We start from the raw sequence: 16,694 nt of genomic DNA, 5'->3' as shown, positions 1-16,694 counted from the left end.
ACATCGTGAACGATCCAATACTACGAAATCAGTACCGGCTTGTACAATTCAAGATTTTTAAGGACTTCGCCTGTTCCTTTCACTACGGCTTTTAAAGGATCATCCGCAATGTGAACGGGAAGCTTGGTTTTCTGAGCAATGCGTCGGTCAAGGCCATGGATAAGCGCCCCGCCGCCTGTCAGATAAATACCATTCTTGAAAATATCCGCAGAAAGTTCAGGAGGAGAAATTTCAAGTGCCTTCATGACACCTTCCTCAATTTTAGAGATTGATTTATCGAGAGAATAAGCGATTTCACTATACGTAACACGGATTTCCTTTGGAATCCCGGTCATTAAGTCACGGCCGCGGATCTGATAATCGTCCAATGGAATTTCGAGTTCAGGAGAAGCGGATCCGATGGCCATTTTAATCAATTCCGCAGAGCGCTCACCGATCAAAAGATTGTGCTCGCGGCGCATATAATCAACAATGTCTCTCGTAAATACATCACCTGCAATGCGAACAGATTGCTCGCAAACAATCCCTGACAACGCTATAACCGCGATTTCCGTAGTTCCACCGCCAATGTCAACGATCATCACACCATTCGGCTGAGTAATGTCAATGCCGATCCCGATAGCAGCTGCGATCGGCTCGTGCACCATATATACTTCTTTCGCGCCTGCATGCTCGCATGAGTCTTTTACGGCACGTTTTTCAACTTCTGTAATCCCGGAAGGAATGCAAACCACCATGCGGTGGGAAGGTGTAAAAAAACGGCTGCCGGTATCGATCATTTTGATCATACCACGGATCATCATTTCGGCAGCAGTAAAGTCAGCAATTACACCATCTTTAAGTGGGCGGATCGTTTTAATATTCTCGTTGGTCTTCTCATGCATTTGCATAGCTGTGTGTCCGATGGCTAAAACTTTGCCTGTGGTTTTGTCCATGGCAATGATAGAAGGCTCGTCAACAACTACTGTATCTTTATGGATGATCAGGGTATTTGCAGTCCCCAAATCGATCGCTATATCGCTCGTCAAAAAATCAAACAATCCCATATATTTTTTTAAAATTTTCGCTCACTTTGATTTCAGGATGGCAAAATTACAGATAAATAACCACAAACAAAGGCATTTAAAAAATTTCGGCTAATGGCCGTTTTGGCCTCAGAAAAGCCTGTTAGGCGGCCTTGTAGAATAGAATTTACAAAACCTGTGTACCTTTGTTTTTACTATGGGAATCAGAGCACTATTGAGTGAGCCGCTGGCTCGATACATTGTACAGCAGCAACAGGATTGGATCTCGCGGAGCGTCGAAGTGCAGGAAAAATGGAGGGGTAATCTGGTCCGGAAAGCGCTTCATACGGAGTTTGGAAAAGATCATTTTTTTAAGGACATCCACAGCTATTCCGACTTCAAAGAAGCGGTCCCCGTCCACGATTATGAAGACCTTCACAAGTATATTGATAAGGTAAAGAACGGGGACGAAGACATTCTCTGGCCCGGCAAGCCCTTATATTTTGCCAAAACGTCAGGCACAACATCCGGAACCAAGTACATTCCGATTTCCCGCGACTCGATTTCCAACCACATTGATTCTGCCCGCAATGCCATTTTGACGTATATAGCAGAAACCAAAAAAGCCCAATTTCTTGATAATAAGCTCATTTTCTTATCCGGAAGCCCAGTCCTGACGGAAACAGGCGGTGTACTGACAGGCCGCTTGTCAGGTATTTCCAATCACCACGTTCCGGGTTACCTCAGATCCAACCAGATGCCGAGCTACGAAACGAACTGCATTGAAGATTGGGAAACGAAGCTGGACAAGATCATCGACGAAACGCTCGACCAGCGCATGTCGCTGATATCAGGCATTCCGCCGTGGGTACAAATGTATTTTGACAAGATTATCGAAAGGACCGGGAAAAAGATCAAAGACGTCTTTCCGGACTTTTCGCTGTTCATATATGGCGGCGTCAATTTCGAGCCTTACCGCGCCAAACTCTTTGAATCTATCGGAAAGAAGATCGATTCGATTGAGCTATATCCCGCTTCGGAAGGCTTTTTCGCCTACCAGGATTCTCAAAAAGACGACGGTTTGCTGCTGCTTTTGGACACGGGCATCTTCTATGAGTTCATCCCCGTTGAAAACTACTTCGACGAAAATCCCCGGCGATTATCCATCGGAGAAGTGCAGGTTGGGCAGAATTATGCAGTGATCGTGAATAATAATGCGGGGTTATGGGGCTATTCTTTGGGTGATACGGTGCGGTTTGTCTCTGTAAACCCGTACAAGATCCTGGTAACGGGCCGGATCAAGCATTTTATATCCGCATTCGGCGAACACGTGATCGGGGAGGAGATAGAAAAAGCATTGCGTTATGCCATGGAACGACATCCCGAGGTTGAAGTTGTCGAGTTTACGGTTGCGCCAATGGTAAATTCCGAAAATGGCGGACTTCCTTATCATGAATGGTTGGTGGAATTTGCCGTCGAGCCTAACAATAAGGAACAATTCGTGGCCGACGTCGACAGAAAGCTTACCGAACTCAACATCTATTACAAAGATCTGATCAAAGGCAGCATTTTGAAAACACTGGAACTGGTGCCATTGCGCAAAAACTCGTTTATCGATTACATGCGCGCGAATGGCAAACTAGGGGGCCAGAACAAAGTGCCCCGATTGTCCAACGACCGGAAAATCGCGGATGAACTGATCAAAATCAACCGGCAGTAAATATAACCTCAGCATCAGAATGAAAAAAAATATAGCAATTCTTGGATCAACAGGTTCGATCGGGACGCAGGCGCTGGAAGTGATCGAGGCAAATCCCGAGATTTTTTCGGTAGCCGTTCTTACTGCGCAGGATAATGCAGATCTGCTGATCGAGCAGGCAGCGAAATTTCTGCCCAAAGAAGTCGTTATCGGAAATGAAAAGCATTTTGATAAGGTTAAATCAGCTCTTTCCTCATTCAATATAAAAGTTTACAGCGGCATCGAAGCACTGGTTTCCGTCGTTGAATCGGAAGAAATTGACACAGTGCTTACGGCGATGGTGGGTTATGCCGGACTTTTGCCTACTATTCACGCCATTAAGGCTGGAAAGGACATTGCATTAGCAAACAAAGAAACGCTGGTTGTTGCCGGCGAGCTTATTACCGGACTAGCCAAACAATACGGCGTAAAGATTTACCCGGTCGATTCCGAGCATTCTGCCATTTTTCAATGTCTGGTTGGAGAAGAGGAAAACACGATCGAAAAGATCATACTAACGGCTTCGGGCGGTCCTTTCCGCGGCAAGGATCGGGCGTTTTTGGCTAATGTTACCAAGGCACAAGCATTAAAGCATCCTAATTGGAGCATGGGTGCCAAGATCACGATTGATTCGGCCACGCTCATGAACAAAGGCCTGGAAGTGATCGAGGCCAAATGGTTATTTGATTTGGAAGCTTCACAAATAGACGTCATCGTTCACCCGCAAAGTATTGTGCATTCGCTTGTGCAATTTGAGGATGGCAGCATTAAGGCACAAATGGGCTTGCCCGATATGAAACTGCCAATTCAGTATGCATTGCGTTATCCGGCGCGTCTGAAATCGACTTTTCCGAGGTTTAATTTTATGGATTACCCTTCCTTAACCTTTGAAAAGCCCGATATGGACACTTTCAGGAACCTCTCCATTGCTTATGAAGTTTTGGAAAAAGGCGGAAATGCGGCTTGTATTGTCAATGCAGCCAATGAAATTGCGGTAGAAGCGTTTCTTCAGGATAAGATCGGATTTCTGGATATTTCGGACCTGATCATTGAAAGCCTTGCCAAAATGTCCTACATTTCCGCCCCGACGTATGATGACTACGTTCAAACCAATGAGGCGACAAGGCGTTTTGCTTCAGAACTGATACAGGTAAAAGTTTAAATGAAAACCACCCTACTAAAATATTTATCAGTTGCTCTTGCCAGTACGCTCAAATTTTTCGGAGGGCCCATTGCAGGAGTCGTCCTGAAACTAACGTGGCTTGAAACTGCTATTTGCTCGGCTATCGGCATGATGTTCAGCGTGTTCGTACTTACATATGTAGGCGGCGCGATTCAGGATTTTATCAAAAAACGCAGAAAAACACCGCCGAAAAAATTCAGCCGGACCAATCGCATTGCGGTTAATATCTGGAAACGTTTTGGGATCATCGGCATCGCATTTCTGACGCCACCATTATTTACGCCGCTTTTCGGTCCCATCCTCGCCGTCGCCTTCAAAGTGCCGCGCCCGGCGATTTTCCTATGGATGTCTGCAAGCGCGATCATCTGGGGACTCGCCATTTCCTACATTGCCCACAAAATGACATTCGTCCAGGAATGGATTAAGTAAATGTTCAAGAAAATGATGCTGACGGCCGGCGGATTAAGGTAACTCCCTGTCAATTGGCAATAAATGATACTATTAGCGGCTGACTTCCTTTTTAGGCGCAGTAGATTTCTTCATAAAATCGCCTTGCGAGAAGTATTTTTCGATGAGGCAATACATTAAGATAAAGAAATAGCGGCTTCCCATTTCCTTAATTTTCAGCTTCGATTCGCCGTATTTACGGTTTGTCCAGCTATTTGGGACAACGGCATAATTATAACCGCGCACCATTGCTTTTAAGGGAAGTTCAATGGTAAGGTTAAAATGTGGAGCTAAAAATGGCTTAATGCCTTCAATAGTTTCTCTTTTATAAAGCTTAAATGCGTTGGTCGTATCATTGTATTTGATCCCCATCACCACTTTTACAATAAAATTGGCAACGCGGTTGATGACTTTTTTCAATGCAGGATAATCAATGACCTTTCCACCCTTCTCCCAACGCGATCCGAAAACGCAGTCATAATCGCCTTCGAGCATTTTGTAATAATATTTTACCAAATCCTCAGGATCGTCAGACATATCGGCCATGAAAACGGCCACACAATCTCCTTTAAAGCGCTCTAAACCATATCTTACCGCATATCCAAAGCCATTCGGGCCGGGATTTGTGTAGTAAACCAATGTTGGGATTTGAAGTGAAAGCTCGTCCAGCACACGAAGTGTTCCATCTTTGGAATTATCGTTTGTGACGCATATTTCGTGAGGAATATTGTATTTATTTAATGTTTGGTGCAGCGATGTAAGAGTGTGTGTAATTGATTCCTCCTCATTATATGCTGGTATTACGACGCTTAGCTTCATGGATTGCAGATGTTGAAAACAGTACAAATTAAAGATTATTAATTCTAACTGCCAATTTTTTCAAATAAGGATAGCTGCTCATCGTAGCGCGCCAATGTCTTTGCGATCACCTCATCATATCTGTTGCCCAGCCATTTACCAACATTTTCAAACATATCCCGCCGGTTCTGCCAAAACTTTTGATTCGTGTTCGCGTGAACGTTACTCAGCCCCGCGCTATGCTTGTGATAAACGCCCATAGGCTCAGGAAAATAGCCAATCTTGCCCTGTGCAGCCAGTTGAATGATCACCGCCCAATCGCCGGCAGCGGCTTTTGCATGCCAGTCGGCGAAGTCGTTTTGGAGAAAATGATTTCTGTAAACCCAGCTAGCGGTGGCCATAAACCATTTATCTTCCAGAATATCCTCAATGCTGGAAACGGCTTTTTGATCAGGCGTATTAAAAAAATGTTCTGGCGACCCGTCTTCGTAGGTCACCAGAACGTTATGGTGGGATATAGCAAAATCCGGATTCGCATCCAGGAAATCGACTTGCTTCTGTAATTTCAGCGGATCAGTCCAATAGTCATCCCCCTCGCACATCGCCACATATTCGCCTTTACAAGCTTTCAGCAATTGCAGCACATTATTCCGCCCTGCAAATTCCCTCGGCTCCTTGGGACCCTGATTTTCCGAATGTAAATACGCCCGAATCCGTCCAGGATTTTTTTCCTGATATTCGCGAATGATCGCAGGCGTAGCATCCGTAGAAGCATCATCTCCAATCACAATCTCAAATTCAAAATCCGTCACCTGCATCAAGGCCCCATCAAGCATCTGCCCAATGTATCGCTCATGATTATATGTAGGAACGCAAACGGAAAGTTTCAAAGGAAATGGAAAGAATTAGATATTAACGAGTTGTTTAACAGAACCTTGGCTGATCTGCTGGAAGGATAACCCATGCACATTCGTCATATGCTGCGCATGTTCGATAGTCAGTGAAACAGGATTGCCGTTCGCATCCAAATCGACGAGCATGTTCTCATTTACATCATCAGTCGACACGATCTCATTCTGATTAAAAACCAGTAAAAGCGTGTCCGTGTCCTGAAAATACCTGATATCCATAACTAGCTTTCGGTTTTAAATGAGCGGTCGAAAAAGGCGTTGTGCACGGTTTCGCCGTCGTCGAGCAGAACAATACGTAAATATTTTTGGTTCTCCTCGATTTTTGCCCAGCGTCTTATCCGACCGTCTGACTGAATTTCCTCTTTTTCCGGAAAATGAAAGACTTGCTCAATCCATTCATCTTTTATTCCCAGGCGATCGCTTCGCTCTCTTGTGAACAAGAAATACTGTGTGTGTTTCATGAAGATTCTAGCTAAAATTTCAGCTAAAAACCTCTTTCAATTGCTCCACGCTAGGAAAATTAGGTGTTACCAATTCCGTCTCCGGCTTGTAAATGTATGCCATTGGATAGCCTCTTTCGATGAATGTTGGCTCGTCCAGGTTGTTGTAGCGGAGTTGTACGGACCAGCGGATGTTGTTGGTAATGTTGTTGCCGGATTGGTGGATCAGGAATGCGGAGAAGACGAGAATGTCGCCGACTTTGAATTCGGTTTGAACAAAATCTTCTTCTTTCAACGTGGTGGTAATCCCGCCTTGGTAACCCGATGTATTTGATTCCTGCAAACCGATTTTGTGACTGCCTGGAATCACCTGCAAAGCACCAATATCAGCGCCTGCATCAACCATTGGGAACCAGATTACGGTGCTGTCCAATGAGCCCTGGCCTGTGCGCCAATCCTGATGTGCGTCCAGTTTCCAGTGCTTACTGCCATCTTTTGACAAGAAGCGGCTGTTGAACTGCATCGCAGCACGTGCGCCGATGATCGGACTGGAAAGACCAACTTGTTTCAGAATGTCTTCGATCTTCGGATCAAGGCCAAGTCTGTGCAGCGAGAATGTATGCTGAACAGTTTTACCCGTGTTGACGAATGCATTGAAGTCTTTTTCAAAAAACTCAAACATTGCATTTTCAAACTCATCGCGGTTGTCGATATCCGGCGTTTTGCCAGTGACATGCTTGATTTGGGTTGCGAATATTTTTCTGGCGTCCGTATAAATGTTATTGACAACGTCTTTGTCCAAAAAATCTCTTAAAAGGACATAGCCGTCATTGTTGAATTGCTCCTGAAGTGTGCTCATTGTATGACACTTTATGTGGTTTGAAAAAAATTGAGAACCTAATCAGTCTGATAATGTAACCGGCTCTGAATAAGTTCTCAAATTTATGTTTCTGTTGAAATCGAATAAATGACTTTTGTTGCCTTTTAATAAGATCTTAGTCCTCCCAGACCGCGTAAGCAAATCCGGCAGCGCCAAAGCCATTGCCATTATAAAGCAGATATTTCTTGCCGTTATGCTGGTAAAAGTTAGCATAATCGATCATTTGGTAATCAAAATCCTCCGGATTCTCAGATTTAGCAATTCCTACCAAATTATCCTTCCGCTCCCAGTTCGTGCCATCCACTGATTCCGCATAACCTAATCTGTAACTCTGGTTGCGATCCGTGCGGTAGTCACGCGTGTGGCGGTAAGAATAGTACATTTTATAAATCCCATCCTCTTTAAAAACGCTCGGACGGCCTACTGCATGCAGAAAATCGTCAAAATCCAGTGCTGGAATGTCACTGATATCCCAGTGGATCCCGTCCTTACTCGTGGCAGACTGACCTCTATAATAAGGCTCAGGATAATCGTGAATGTATTCGCATTTGTGGCCGGAAATATACCACATCCGCCAGGTGCCGTCTTCATCAATCATCACCGAAGGCTGCGCGGCCCAAAGCGGGTTTTGAATGCTGCGATCCATGATCGGGCCTACGAACATTTTCTTGAATGATATGCCGCCGTCTGTGCTCACAGCCAGTCCCATGGAAAGTCGGTAAGAATTCCAGGTGCGGTTCCAGCCTGTGTAATAAAGCCAGATGTCGCCATTCGGACGGTTTACAAACCAGGAAGGCATGGCACCGGTTTCGTCATATTCACCCGGTCCGCCAAGTTCTAAAATCGGCTTATCGTGGATGTAGAGGATCTTTTTGGGATCGTCGTAATCTACATCGATGAACGTCGGGCGCGATTGGCCGTCTTTGTCTCTGGACGAAAAATATATGCGTAAAAAATCTTCGTGCTTATATGCGAATGGAACCTGTGCGTGCGACAAACTGTGCGGCAATGTTCTGTCCGGCTTATATATAACTCCTTTTTTAACCCACATGAAATGATAATGTTATTGATTAATCAACCGCCTTTTCAGCGCGCAAACGCCAGTTATCCACGAAATCTTTGCCCGGGATCGGCAGGTCAATGTCCACTTCCGGAGCCTTCGCAGTAACTCTGTATTCCATCACATAAAAAGCATTTCCAAACACATAATGCAGCTTGAAATTCTCAATGTTGGCAGGAACGTCTTCCAGAGGCACCTCGGCACGGAAAAGCGGATTGGCTTTTAACAATGTAGCGTAAGTAGGCGTGTTCCGTAACCAAGGCGCAATGCTCTCGTCACCCACAACCACTTTTCCACCCGGACGAACTACGCGGGTAAGCTCGGCAAATGCACGTTTTCTTTCAGAGAATGTATTAATGCCACCAAAATGGAACACAGCGTCAAAAGTATCGTCAGGGAATGGCAGGTAAGAACCGTTTCCAAGGAAATAATGCACATTAACCTCTTCTGTCGAGAGTTTTTCTTGTGCCAGTTTCAACATATTAGGAGAAAGATCGGACAAAACTGCTGTTCCGCCTGGTCTTACGCGGTCTAAAATCAATGATGAATCATTACCGGTTCCAGCGCCTACTTCGAGTGCTTTCATGCCCGGTTTCAATTCCATCAGGTCAATAAAGAATTGTCTGGTCGAAGCTTCGTCTGAATGGTTTAATGTTTCAAAAACCCAGGAAACACCTTTGTCGTAGCGAAGGAAAGCCTGATCGTATAAATATTGCTCGCGGGCATCTTCTGGCAGTAACTCTTTGGGATAAAGCATGTTAACAATGCCCGTATCGCCTACTTCATATATTGTTCCGTCTTCACTTTTCAGTGATTTTCCGTCTTCTGCGATTGTTAGTGCGGTTCCTGTAAGCGGACAAACCAACGATTCTAAAAACTCCTTTTGATTCATTTGTGCTCGGCTGATTGATATATATCTGGTCAAAATTACTTTTTTCTTTTGAACAACATTCAATATCAACCCGCTTATTACCAAAAGGGCTGCACAATATTTATTGTTACCTTTGAATGATTTGTATTGATATCAGTCTCTCAGAATAGATTTTAATTGAATTATGTCTCAGCTGCAAGAAAAAATAAAAGCCCTCGCCAAAGATCAATCCGCCGATATTATCGCACATCGCCGCCATTTGCACAGCAATCCTGAGTTGTCTTTTGAAGAATATAAAACAGCAAAATATGTTGCGGCTGAATTAACAGCAATCGGCTTGCAACCCGAAGAAGGCGTTGCCGGAACTGGCGTTGTCGCGATCATTGAAGGCAGAAATCCTGAAAAACGTGTGGTTGGCTTGCGCGCAGATATGGACGCGCTACCGATTTTGGAGGCCAATGATGTTCCTTACAAATCAACCGTTCCGGGCGTCATGCACGCTTGCGGGCACGATGTGCATACTTCTTCTTTGCTGGGAACGGCGAGGATTTTGAATCAATTAAAAGAAGAGTTTGAAGGAACGATCAAGCTGGTTTTTCAGCCTGCTGAGGAAAAAGCGCCGGGAGGAGCTTCGTTAATGATAAAAGAAGGTGTTTTGGAAAACCCAAAACCGGCGAGCATGGTCGGCCAGCACGTTGCACCGAACATTCCGGTTGGTAAAATCGGTTTTCGCGAAGGCATGTACATGGCAAGCACCGACGAGCTTTACTTAACTGTAAAAGGAAAAGGCGGCCACGCAGCGGCTCCGCATCAGTTGGTGGATCCGGTTTTAATGGCCTCGCATATCATTGTTGCGTTGCAGCAAATCATCAGCCGAAATAGAAATCCCGCCAATCCAGCCGTGCTTTCGTTCGGAAGGTTCATTGCAGATGGCGTAACAAATGTTATTCCAAACGAAGTGACCATTCAGGGAACGTGGCGTTGTATGGATGAAGAATGGCGGGCAGATGGTTTGAAAAGAATGAAAAAAATGGCAGAAGGCATCGCTGAAGCCATGGGCGGAAGCTGTGAATTTGACATTGTACACGGTTACCCGTTCCTTAAAAACCATCCCGAGCTTACCAGACGTGTCAGAAGTTCAGCCACGGATTATATGGGAGCAGAAAACGTCATTGACCTCGATCTTTGGATGGCTGGCGAAGATTTTGCGTTTTACTCACAGGTTGTAGATTCTTGTTTTTACAGACTAGGAACCCGCAATGAAGAACGCGGTATCATTTCCGGCGTGCACACGCCTACATTTGACATTGACGAAAGCGCATTGGAAATCTCAACCGGATTAATGAGCTGGCTGGCTATTTCTGAGCTTGGCCATGCGGGATATAGCGCTTAAAAAAGCTGTTGACTTTCAATGTTATCACGCCAAGGATCGCTTCCTTGAAGATTCCTTTTGACATTTTGGAAGCGCCTTTGGTCCTGTCTGTGAAAATGATCGGCACTTCCACAATGTCGAAACCGTATTTCCAGGAATTGAATTTCATTTCAATTTGAAAAGCATAACCGATGAAACGAATGTTGTCCAGGTTAATGGTTTTCAAAACTTTGCTCGTATAGCAAATAAATCCGGCAGTCGGGTCCATGATCTGCATTCCTGTGATCATTCGCACATAATATCCTGCAAAATAAGACATTAAAACCCTGTTAATGGGCCAGTTAACAACATTAACCCCCGTAATGTAACGCGAGCCGATGGCCACATCGTGACCTTCAACAGCGCATGCATGGTGCAGGCGGATCAAATCTTCGGGCGGATGGGAGAAGTCCGCATCCATTTCAAAAATATATTCATAACCACGCTCCATGGCCCATTTGAAGCCGTGAATGTAGGCAGTTCCCAATCCTAATTTCCCCTTTCTTTCAACCAGGTGAAGTTGGCCTTCATACGTTCTCATAAGCTCTTTCACCACAGCCGCCGTGCCGTCGGGCGAGCCGTCGTCAATGATAAGGACGTGAAATGGCTGACTTAAGCTAAATACTTTTCGTATGATTGCCTCGACATTTTCAATCTCGTTGTAGGTAGGGATTACTACAATACTATTATTCACAACTGGTGATAGGGTTAAATTAAATGTGTGATTTTCAGAGCTTAATATTATTTGTTTTCTCCCGGATCTCCACATTCTTGTTCACTTTTTCATAGATCCGCGTCATCGTTTCCGGACGGGTCATGTAATAATCGTAGCTTTTGCGGTAAGCCACAGTGTCCACTTTGTGTTTTTTCCAAATGTCGCTTTTGAGCTTGCCAAAGATCATCAGCGACGAATCGAGCGATCTTAATTGCATGCGGTTCACCCGCGACTCGGCCAAATGTATATCCGTCAGGATCGTCGCCATTTTTTCCTCGCTCATTGTATCCTTAGGCGGCTTTTCATCGCTGACACAACTTGAAAAAAGCAGCATAGCGAGTAAAAAGTGGATCAACCCGTTCGGGAAATTAACTGTCGGACACCTCATAAAACGCAAAATGTATATCTTTGTTTAGATACGCCGGGTAGCAAAGGTGATAATTTTTTCGCAAAACTAATGTTTGAACAGTTTCTTGGAAAGCTAAGAAAGTATGAAATCCGCATGCGGAAAGCGGTGACCAGCGAGCGTTACGGCAATTTTCACTCCGTTTTCAAAGGTTCAGGTCTGGAATTCGACGACCTGCGGCTTTACCAATATGGCGACGACGTGCGCGCCATCGACTGGAACACTTCTGCCAAAGGACACGGAACATTCGTCAAAATTTTCAAAGAGGATAAAGAGCAAACCGCCTTTTTCATGCTCGATGTAAGCGCGTCGCAGCAAGTAGGAGAGCTGAAAAGACTTAAAATTGACATTGCAAAGGAGATTTGTGGTGTTTTAACATTATCCGCGATTCAGGAAGCCTCGCGGGTTGGTCTGCTTTGTTTTTCTGATAAAAATGAGCGCTATATCCGGCCGTCGGACGGCATGAAGCACGGTTATGGCGTAATTTCAGAACTCTACAAGCTTGTTCCGGAATCAACAAAGACAAACATTGCCGAGGCGATTTTGGTAACGTTAAATGTTGTTAAAAGAAGGAGTCTCATCTTTTTGATCTCCGATTTCATAGACAATAATTATCAGCATAACCTGAAAGCGTTAGCCCGCAAGCATGATCTGATCGTCATTCATTTGTACGATTCAAGGGAAGTGAACCTGCCGGGCTTGGGCATTATTCCGCTTTACGACGCAGAAAAGCAGAGCACGGTTTGGGTTAACACATCTTCCAAACAATACAAGGAAGAAATGGCAAGTCGTTTCAGCAAACGAAGCTCAGAGCTTGAAAGACTTTGCCATCAAAACCGCGCGGACTACATTTCGATCAATACACAAGAGGATTATGTGCCCGCGCTGATCCATTTGTTTAAAGTGAGACGTTATACTAAAAGTAGTGCATCGTCGTAAAATGGTCAGATCCGTCACCGTGCTTTTCACATTGTTTTTGCTCAATGTCCTTTTTCAAACAGAGGGTTTTGGTCAAAAAATAAAGCCATTAGGCCTTTTCCTGACGGACAGCATTGAAGTCGGTAAACCCGTTTACTTCTCGCTCAGCGTTCGCCACAATCCAAAAACGGAGATCTTTTTTCCGGATACATTGTACGATTTTTCACCTTTTGAAATCATTTCAAAAAGAGCATTCACATCCAGCACAGACGATCGCGGAAGTCTGGACAGTGCGGTTTACCACTTGATTTCCTTTGACGTTTCGCATGTGCAGTCACTGAAAATGCCTGTTTATATTTTTAATAAAAAAGATTGCACAGCCGTTTTCACGAAACCAGATTCTGTTTTTCTGATCAAAAGTAATGTTGTTGAAGAAGCGAAAGCGGTGAAACTGGAACCAGAAACTTCTCTTTTGCCGCTGAGCAGCCAGTTCAATTTCTCCATTCTGCTCGGAAGCATTGCCTTGATTATTGGTGTGGTCGGCAGTATTTACTGGGTTTTTGGACAAGATATTTACAAACAATGGCAGCTGATCAAATTGCAGCGAAGACATTTGGAATACGTGCGCTCATTCAACCGGCTAATGCGTAACGCAAGGGAAAAAAACAACATTAAGGACGCAGAGAAGGCGATTATAGTCTGGAAAAATTATTTGGAACGACTTGAAAACAAGCCTTTTGCAACCTACACAACGCGCGAAATCGTTGACAACATGCCCGACGACGCCCTTGCCGAAGCATTGAAAAATATGGACAGCATTATTTACGGACAGGTAATTTCCAAAAACATGGCCGAATCGCTCGAAGTCCTGAAAAGCGGTGCAACGCGGATTTACCGCAATAAAAGAAGATTCATCCTCGACAGGCCCGTCGCTTAATCTGACTTATGGAAAAGTGGTTTTCATTCAAATGGTTTGGTTATGAGGTCTTTCGGTCTTACAAATGGGTGTATCCGTACTTTTTGTATTTGCTGCCATTCGTCCCGCTTCTTTTCTGGCTGCGAAATGCGTTGCACAGGAAGCATAAGCAGCGCCTGGTGATCACTTATAGTCCGGTTCGCGGCGCTCGCGACTGGCAAAAATTGCTTCGTTTTGTCCAGCCAGTTTCAGTAGGACTTGGCATTTGTCTGATTCTCGTTGCACTGGCGCGTCCCCAGGTCATTTCGGAAAGAACAGATCAATATTCGGAAGGCATTGACATTATGCTTTTACTAGACATTTCCGATTCCATGATGGAAAAAGACCTTAGCCCAAACCGTTTGGAAGCGGCAAAACTGGTTGCCAGGGAGTTTATCAGAGGTCGTTTGCAGGACCGGATCGGGTTGATTGTTTTTGCAGGAGAAGCCGTTTCGCTCTGCCCGTTGACGACAGATTATGAGCTCCTTTATGGGTTTTTGAATGAGATAAGTCCTGCTATGGTGCCCACGGCGGGAACGGCAATTGGAAGCGCACTTGCTGTGGCCGTAAACCGCATGCGCGAAACACCGGGTGAAAGTAAAGTGGCGATTTTGATCAGCGATGGTGATAACACTTCCGGGAATTTAGGGCCGGCGACATCGGCGCAACTGGCGCATGCATTTGGGGTGAAGGTTTACACGATTTCGGTGGGTAAGCAAAAAAAATCGACACGCACAGACAGTGCGGCGGTGTCGAATGCGTTAGTAGATGAGACGGAGCTGAAAAATATTGCAGGTTTGGGAAATGGGAAATATTTTCGTGCGTCCGATAATAGTGCGCTAGCGGGTGTCTTCAAGCAAATTGACCAGATCGAAAAAGTGAAATCCAGGGATGTTGTGTCCCGTGATGTGACGGATTTTTACCGGGTTTATCTATATTGGGCAGTGTTGTTCCTGCTGATTGCGATTGGAACAAAAAGTACATTTATGGCAAACATTCTTGAAGATTAATGCTGAAAGCATATTACAATTTCGACGCGGTTGAGGCTGGACTGGACGAGGTGGGCAGAGGTTGTCTGGCGGGCCCTGTGGTAGCCGCAGCGGTAATTTTACCAAGAGATTTTACCCATTCCTATCTTACCGATTCCAAGCAACTGACCAAAATTCAAAGGCTGGAACTCGAAAAAGACATCATCCGCGAAGCCATTTGCTGGGCCGTGGCAGAAGTCGATAATCTGGAAATTGACAGGATCAACATATTGAAAGCCAGCTTTCTGGCCATGCATCGTGCCGTTGACAAGCTGCGCATGAAGCCGGAACATTTACTCGTGGACGGCAACCGCTTCACGCCTTACCCCATGATCCCGCATACGTGCATCATAAAAGGCGACGCACATTATTTCTCAATCGCAGCGGCTTCCGTCTTAGCCAAAAATTATCGGGACGAATTAATGTCCAGACTTTCCGGCCAGTTCCCGCATTATGGATGGGAAACGAATGTCGGTTACCCGACCATTCACCATCGAAAAGCCATTGGCTTGCACGGTCCGTGCCCCTATCACCGCATGACATTCAAATTATTGAAGCCCGAATGCGATCAGGCGATGGAAGAAGAAATGGAAGATTTAGGCTTTTTATAAAGCGGAACCGTGCTGCAAGGCTCACCAAACATTAGGCTCTGAACGATTGGTTTGAGCAATCGGCTAATTTCAACATAAGCAGAAATCGGAACATTCACCTTGCTGCATCCTTTCACAACCACTCTTTTGCCTTCGTATTCGCTAATGTTAAGCTTGCTAATCGCATCTGCGAACAATTTGTCCTCTAAAGCATTCAGATCACCAAAAACAATCGCATTTGCATAAGGCTCCAACTGAACCGCCAGCAACATATAAGCCCAGGTTGGTACAATGGCGTCTTCTGAGCAAGTGACCGCAACATTCTTACCCTCATATTGAGTCCAGTCATGCGCCTTCAGGAATTCACGGAAATCCTCTTCTTTCAGGATCATTCCCTGCCACAAATTGTCTTTGATATCGTATAAAACACGCTCACCGGGATGATACAATTCTTCCAAATCCAGCGAGACAATGCCGCTAACCGCAACCCGGTTTACAATTTCTTCAGTTTCCATCTTAATCTTGCTTTACTTGAATTGCTAACACGAAAAAAGCGCAGTTTGTTTATTTCACCAAACAGAAATCAACTTCACTAAGCAGGCAAGCTGGATTTTTTCGAAGGTGGCGACATAAAATCCTTCAAATAATACGGCTCAAAACCAGCCACATCTTCAAACTGCGCATTCTCAAAAGCCTTTACCGCCAATTCACCGATCGTTACTGCAGAAGGTCGAATTTCTTTGGTTGGAAAAACAGCATTAGGATGATCTCCCAGCAACGCTTCACATTTTGCAGCTCCATCACCGAAGAAAACAACTTTATGCTCACTAAGCAGATCCTGGAATGAATTTTCATCCATGATAATGGCCTGAGTTTCTTGTACGAAACTATTCGTCGAGTCAAAAACAGCCGCATAAACTTCCATTCGCCGCGCATCGATCATGGGGCAAAGCAAGTGTTCGGGATAGAATGCACTCAACTGCAAAGCCATCGCTTCCAGCGTGTTAATAGCAATCATCGGCTTATCCAAGGCATAACACAGCCCTTTTGCAGAGGAGACGCCCACGCGCAAGCCGGTATAAGAGCCGGGGCCTTTGGCAACAGCAATAGCGTCGAGATCATTTAATGTAAAACCTGCATGAGTCACGGCACTTTCCATGAGCGTGGTAAGCATGGAAGAGGATGAACGATCTGTATGCAGGTCGGCGCTGGCGAGTAAAACGGAATTCTCGTGAACTGCCACGGAGCAGCCGCGAATGGAGGTGTCGATACTAAGTAGGAGCATAATATTAAAGAAAGGCAGGAGCAGAAATGCTAACAATTCCTGTCACCCTGAGCG

20 protein-coding genes are annotated in these 16,694 nt (G+C 45.1%); 8 read left to right on the top strand and 12 right to left on the bottom strand.

The genetic code is table 11. The features are described from left to right. Positions 1-20: 20 nt before the first annotated feature. Positions 21-1,046, bottom strand: coding sequence for a rod shape-determining protein (locus tag NFI80_RS18390; protein WP_019946014.1), 1,026 nt, complete (start codon positions 1,044-1,046; stop codon positions 21-23). 175 nt (positions 1,047-1,221) lie between these two features. Between NFI80_RS18390 and NFI80_RS18385 the strand changes: the two genes are divergently transcribed. The 3 genes from NFI80_RS18385 to NFI80_RS18375 are packed head-to-tail and all read left to right on the top strand — an operon-like array spanning position 1,222 to position 4,354. After that, positions 1,222-2,724: a GH3 auxin-responsive promoter family protein gene (locus NFI80_RS18385; RefSeq protein ID WP_235165721.1), complete on the top strand. Its 1,503-nt coding sequence runs from the start codon at positions 1,222-1,224 to the stop codon at positions 2,722-2,724. Positions 2,725-2,743: 19 nt separating this feature from the next. After that, on the top strand, positions 2,744-3,904 hold the full coding sequence (locus NFI80_RS18380; RefSeq protein ID WP_235165719.1) for a 1-deoxy-D-xylulose-5-phosphate reductoisomerase: 1,161 nt from the start codon (positions 2,744-2,746) through the stop codon (positions 3,902-3,904). Further along, positions 3,905-4,354, top strand: coding sequence for a hypothetical protein (locus NFI80_RS18375; RefSeq protein WP_235161891.1), 450 nt, complete (start codon positions 3,905-3,907; stop codon positions 4,352-4,354). Between the two features lie 72 nt (positions 4,355-4,426). Here the strand turns inward: NFI80_RS18375 and NFI80_RS18370 are convergent, their stop codons facing one another. From NFI80_RS18370 to NFI80_RS18340, 7 genes are all read right to left on the bottom strand, one after another. Further along, positions 4,427-5,191: a glycosyltransferase family 2 protein gene (locus NFI80_RS18370; RefSeq protein ID WP_235165717.1), complete on the bottom strand. Its 765-nt coding sequence runs from the start codon at positions 5,189-5,191 to the stop codon at positions 4,427-4,429. A gap of 44 nt (positions 5,192-5,235) precedes the next feature. After that, complete coding sequence (locus NFI80_RS18365; protein ID WP_235165716.1) at positions 5,236-6,060, bottom strand: glycosyltransferase family 2 protein; 825 nt, start codon at positions 6,058-6,060, stop codon at positions 5,236-5,238. A gap of 15 nt (positions 6,061-6,075) precedes the next feature. Next, the gene (locus NFI80_RS18360) at positions 6,076-6,300 is read right to left on the bottom strand and encodes a DUF2283 domain-containing protein (RefSeq protein ID WP_235165714.1); all 225 of its coding nucleotides are present in this window, start codon (positions 6,298-6,300) and stop codon (positions 6,076-6,078) included. A gap of 2 nt (positions 6,301-6,302) precedes the next feature. Continuing rightward, positions 6,303-6,542: a hypothetical protein gene (locus NFI80_RS18355; RefSeq protein WP_235165712.1), complete on the bottom strand. Its 240-nt coding sequence runs from the start codon at positions 6,540-6,542 to the stop codon at positions 6,303-6,305. A 19-nt stretch (positions 6,543-6,561) separates the two neighbouring features. Further along, a complete protein-coding gene (locus tag NFI80_RS18350) occupies positions 6,562-7,380 on the bottom strand; it encodes a phytanoyl-CoA dioxygenase family protein (protein ID WP_082217464.1) in 819 nt (272 codons plus the stop codon). A 136-nt stretch (positions 7,381-7,516) separates the two neighbouring features. Further along, complete coding sequence (locus tag NFI80_RS18345) at positions 7,517-8,452, bottom strand: glycoside hydrolase family protein (protein ID WP_235165710.1); 936 nt, start codon at positions 8,450-8,452, stop codon at positions 7,517-7,519. 19 nt (positions 8,453-8,471) lie between these two features. Next, complete coding sequence (locus tag NFI80_RS18340; RefSeq protein ID WP_235165709.1) at positions 8,472-9,353, bottom strand: class I SAM-dependent methyltransferase; 882 nt, start codon at positions 9,351-9,353, stop codon at positions 8,472-8,474. Positions 9,354-9,516: 163 nt separating this feature from the next. Between NFI80_RS18340 and NFI80_RS18335 the strand changes: the two genes are divergently transcribed. Next, positions 9,517-10,725 carry a M20 metallopeptidase family protein gene (locus tag NFI80_RS18335; protein WP_235165708.1) on the top strand — a complete coding sequence of 403 codons (1,209 nt, stop codon included), beginning with the start codon at positions 9,517-9,519 and terminating at the stop codon, positions 10,723-10,725. Here the strand turns inward: NFI80_RS18335 and NFI80_RS18330 are convergent. Together NFI80_RS18330 and NFI80_RS18325 are read right to left on the bottom strand one after the other, a co-directional pair. Beyond that, positions 10,688-11,437, bottom strand: coding sequence for a polyprenol monophosphomannose synthase (locus NFI80_RS18330; RefSeq protein ID WP_235165707.1), 750 nt, complete (start codon positions 11,435-11,437; stop codon positions 10,688-10,690). The genes NFI80_RS18335 and NFI80_RS18330 overlap by 38 nt on opposite strands. A 34-nt stretch (positions 11,438-11,471) precedes the next feature. Beyond that, complete coding sequence (locus tag NFI80_RS18325) at positions 11,472-11,846, bottom strand: DUF4296 domain-containing protein (protein WP_235165705.1); 375 nt, start codon at positions 11,844-11,846, stop codon at positions 11,472-11,474. A 69-nt stretch (positions 11,847-11,915) separates the two neighbouring features. On the opposite strand from NFI80_RS18325, the gene NFI80_RS18320 reads away from it, so the two are divergent. Genes NFI80_RS18320 through rnhB form a run of 4 tightly spaced genes read left to right on the top strand, consistent with a single transcriptional unit; the run spans position 11,916 to position 15,376 of the window. Beyond that, the gene (locus tag NFI80_RS18320; protein ID WP_235127167.1) at positions 11,916-12,803 is read left to right on the top strand and encodes a DUF58 domain-containing protein; all 888 of its coding nucleotides are present in this window, start codon (positions 11,916-11,918) and stop codon (positions 12,801-12,803) included. A 1-nt stretch (position 12,804) separates the two neighbouring features. Continuing rightward, positions 12,805-13,719, top strand: a complete 915-nt coding sequence (locus NFI80_RS18315) for a hypothetical protein (protein WP_235165703.1) — start codon at positions 12,805-12,807, stop codon at positions 13,717-13,719. Between the two features lie 8 nt (positions 13,720-13,727). Then, positions 13,728-14,747, top strand: coding sequence for a VWA domain-containing protein (locus tag NFI80_RS18310; RefSeq protein ID WP_235165702.1), 1,020 nt, complete (start codon positions 13,728-13,730; stop codon positions 14,745-14,747). Next, positions 14,747-15,376 (top strand): ribonuclease HII, encoded by a 630-nt coding sequence (gene rnhB / locus NFI80_RS18305; RefSeq protein ID WP_235165701.1) that lies wholly within the window; start codon positions 14,747-14,749, stop codon positions 15,374-15,376. The genes NFI80_RS18310 and rnhB overlap by 1 nt, the downstream gene beginning before the upstream one ends. Here the strand turns inward: rnhB and NFI80_RS18300 are convergent. Then, positions 15,334-15,870 carry a DUF2480 family protein gene (locus NFI80_RS18300; protein WP_235165699.1) on the bottom strand — a complete coding sequence of 179 codons (537 nt, stop codon included), beginning with the start codon at positions 15,868-15,870 and terminating at the stop codon, positions 15,334-15,336. The genes rnhB and NFI80_RS18300 overlap by 43 nt on opposite strands. Before the next feature lie 77 nt (positions 15,871-15,947). Then, complete coding sequence (tsaB, locus tag NFI80_RS18295; RefSeq protein ID WP_235165697.1) at positions 15,948-16,640, bottom strand: tRNA (adenosine(37)-N6)-threonylcarbamoyltransferase complex dimerization subunit type 1 TsaB; 693 nt, start codon at positions 16,638-16,640, stop codon at positions 15,948-15,950. Between the last annotated feature and the right edge of the window lie 54 nt (positions 16,641-16,694).

It is taken from the genome of Dyadobacter chenhuakuii, from assembly GCF_023821985.2.
GTDB lineage: Bacteria > Bacteroidota > Bacteroidia > Cytophagales > Spirosomataceae > Dyadobacter > Dyadobacter chenhuakuii.
Note: the sequence above shows the minus strand (reverse complement) of the source record. Positions and strands in the feature narration are given on the sequence as shown.